Source organism: Cetobacterium sp. (genome assembly GCF_048470075.1).
Classification (GTDB): Bacteria; Fusobacteriota; Fusobacteriia; order Fusobacteriales; family Fusobacteriaceae; genus Cetobacterium_A.
Genome location: NZ_DBGBQB010000358.1, coordinates 1 through 2,907 on the forward strand (window position 1 = coordinate 1; position 2,907 = coordinate 2,907).

The 2,907-nt window shown below is 31.2% G+C and carries 4 protein-coding genes; all 4 read right to left on the reverse strand.

Annotation, left to right across the window (positions count from 1 at the left end):
- The coding region (locus ACMOUI_RS12405) for a DUF871 domain-containing protein (RefSeq protein WP_418966006.1) at positions 1-904 on the reverse strand (904 nt) is incomplete at its 3' end.
- A gap of 8 nt (positions 905-912) precedes the next feature.
- Entirely contained in the window at positions 913-1,275 is a 363-nt protein-coding gene (locus ACMOUI_RS12410; RefSeq protein WP_418966007.1) for a PTS lactose/cellobiose transporter subunit IIA, read from the reverse strand.
- 4 nt (positions 1,276-1,279) lie between these two features.
- Entirely contained in the window at positions 1,280-2,584 is a 1,305-nt protein-coding gene (locus tag ACMOUI_RS12415) for a PTS sugar transporter subunit IIC (RefSeq protein ID WP_418966008.1), read from the reverse strand.
- Positions 2,585-2,607: 23 nt separating this feature from the next.
- Positions 2,608-2,907: PTS sugar transporter subunit IIB (locus ACMOUI_RS12420; RefSeq protein WP_418966009.1), on the reverse strand; the 300-nt coding region annotated here is incomplete at its 5' end.

Genomic DNA, 2,907 nt, shown 5'->3' on the forward strand with positions numbered 1-2,907 from the left:
TTTTTATATCTATGGGATTAAATATTTCAAAGTAATGCCCTTTATATTTTACTCTTGACTGAGTTGATCTTATTAAATTTTCATTTACATCTCCTCTATTAAAGTGTAAAAAATTTAATACAATATTTTTTTCAACCTCAGGTATACTATCTACTAAAATAACCGATAGATCTAACATAGTTTTTTTTAAGTTCCCTAATTTTTTTAATTCATCTTCACTGGCATAACAATTAGATATTATAACTGTATCAATCCCCTCTTTAAATAAATCTTTTGCTGCTACATCTATAGGGAGATATCTATGTTTTTCTAAAGTGCATAGCCCTTCATCTACTGGCCATGGTCCAAAAGTAGCACTTTGAGAGTTTATAAAGGCTGATGTTATCAAACCATATTTCATAAAATTTTTATTACATTTTCTAAAATGCTCTCTAGTTAATCCTGTGTGCTCATGAGGATAAAAATTGTGACATCCTAAAAGATTGTCCCTATTAGGTTTATAATCCATTATAGTATCTACATATTTTGTATCATTACTCATATTTATCTCTATTTTTAAATCATACTCGTTAAAAGTCATAAGTGACTCTTCATTTCCAGTGTATCCAACATCTAAACGTATTCCATAAACATCTAAATTTTTGAAAAAACTTAAATCACCATATGATATATTTAACTCTTTAAAAATTTTTGGACTTACATCAGCAATAACTTTAAATCCCAGAGAGTTAGCATATGCAATTGTCTCTTTAAAGTTTTGAATAATCTTTTCTTTATCTCCATCAACAGATAATAAACACGTAAAAATTCTAGTAAATCCATATTTAGAAGCTAACTCTATATATTCCTTATCCTTTTGAACATCTGAATGTCCTGGATATATTGAAATTCCTAACTCTCTCATAACTTCTCCTATTTATTCTCCAATTTTTCTAATCTTTCATTCATTTTAAACATAGTTTCATACATTTTTATCATTCTTCTAATTAACTCTTTTTCAGCAATTGCTGTCATTAAATGATCTTGTGCATGAACAAAAACCATAGATATTGGTGTTTTCTCTCCGGCTGCTTCTTTTTGAATCAAATCTGTTTGAACATAATGTGCTTTATGAATAGCTACTTCTGCTTCCTTTAGTTTAACTGCTGCCTCATCAAAATTACCTTTTTCAGCCTCTCCTAAAGCTTCATATGCTAACCCTCTACACTCTCCTGCTTGACCTACTATCGTAAATATAATCTCTTCTAACTCTTCGCTCATCTCTGTAACTGACATTCTATTAAGCCTCCTCTAATCCTTCTTCCTCTAGCTCTTGAGCTGACATTTTTTTATCATATGCTTTCATAAATGGATAATAAACCGCTGCCATTAAAACAATATTGAATATACAAAGAGCAACTGCTCTTAAATCTCCACCTGTTGCTAAGTATGCTCCGATTGGTGCTGGGAATGTCCAAGGCGCTAGTATAGCTGGCCTTGATACTAAATTCAGTGCCATAACTGTATATGATACTATTGTTGCTAAAATTGGTCCTAATACAAATGGTATTGTAAAAAATGGATTTAACATAATTGGTAATCCAAATATAATTGGCTCATTTATATTAAAGATAGCTGGTAATATCGTAGCTTTTCCTAAATCTTTTAAATATTTTGATCTTGCAAATAGAAGTAAAAATACAAGTCCCAATGTTCCTCCCGATCCTCCTATCCAGATAAACCATTGAAAGAAGGGCTCTGGAGTTATATATGGTAAAACTTTATCTCCAGCTTGCATAGCATCAGCATTTGCTGTTAACATCTCAAGCCAAATGGGTCTAGCCATAGCTCCTATTACTGACACTCCATGAATTCCAGCTGTCCATAGCATTGTTATTAACATAACCATTATTATAGCCCCTATTGGGGTATCAACAATACCTTTTAAAGGGTTAAATATATTTGCAAATATATTGTGAATATCTAATTTAAACATCACAAATAGTAACCAAGTAACCAAAACTACTGCAATTGTTGGAAATAAGGCTTCAAAAGATCTAGCAACAGAATCCGGTACACCTTCAGGCATATTTATCGTAATACCTTTTGTTTTAAAAAATCTCAAAACTTCTACAGCAAATATAGATGTTACTATTCCAACGAAAAGACCAGCTCCTCCAAGTTTACCCATAGGTAAAACAAATCCTAATCCTTCACCAGTATTTGAAGTAGCAACAGATGGAATTATTGTCATAAAATACGCAACTAAAGATAATGTTCCCCCTGAGACCCCATCTAGTTTATAGTTTTTAGCTAAACTATAACCAATATTATAAGTGGCATATATTGCTACAAGACCCATTGTAATTCTAAAAGGTATTAAAATATCACCGATATTTTTTTGAATCCATATAAACATACTCATGCTTTCTTTCCATGCTGCTGGTACTGGAGGGAAAGCTATAATTAAAAAGAAACTTCCTACTATTGTTAAAGGAATAGTCGATACCATTCCATCTCTTATAGCTTTTAAATGTCTTTGTTCTGCTAATTTTGTCATAGGTTTCATAAAAACATTTTCTATTATTGCATAAAATTTTTCCATTTTATTTTATCTCCCCTTATTTTTTATTTTAACATCTCTTTAGCTTGAGCAAGTAAAAACTTTCCGCCTAACGGACTATATCCCTTTGTTTCTATCACTTCTACTGGAGTATTATTTTCATCTCCAATAGCTTTAAATTCATCTATTTTATGTCTGATTTGTGGTGCTACTAAAACTCCATCCCAACCATTTTTTAACTCAGTTTCAAATTCTCCCGTTCCAACAGCTTTTGATATAATTTCTAACCCCTCTTTTTTCCCTTCATTAACTAAAGCTTTTACTACCATTGCACTTGACATTCCACCTGAACAAACTAATAATAT

Coding starts and splice junctions, on each gene's coding strand:
- ACMOUI_RS12410 (WP_418966007.1), bottom strand. CDS start 1,275: ATGTCAGTTACAGAGATGAGCGAAGAGTTAGAAGAGATTATATTTACG.
- ACMOUI_RS12415 (WP_418966008.1), bottom strand. CDS start 2,584: ATGGAAAAATTTTATGCAATAATAGAAAATGTTTTTATGAAACCTATG.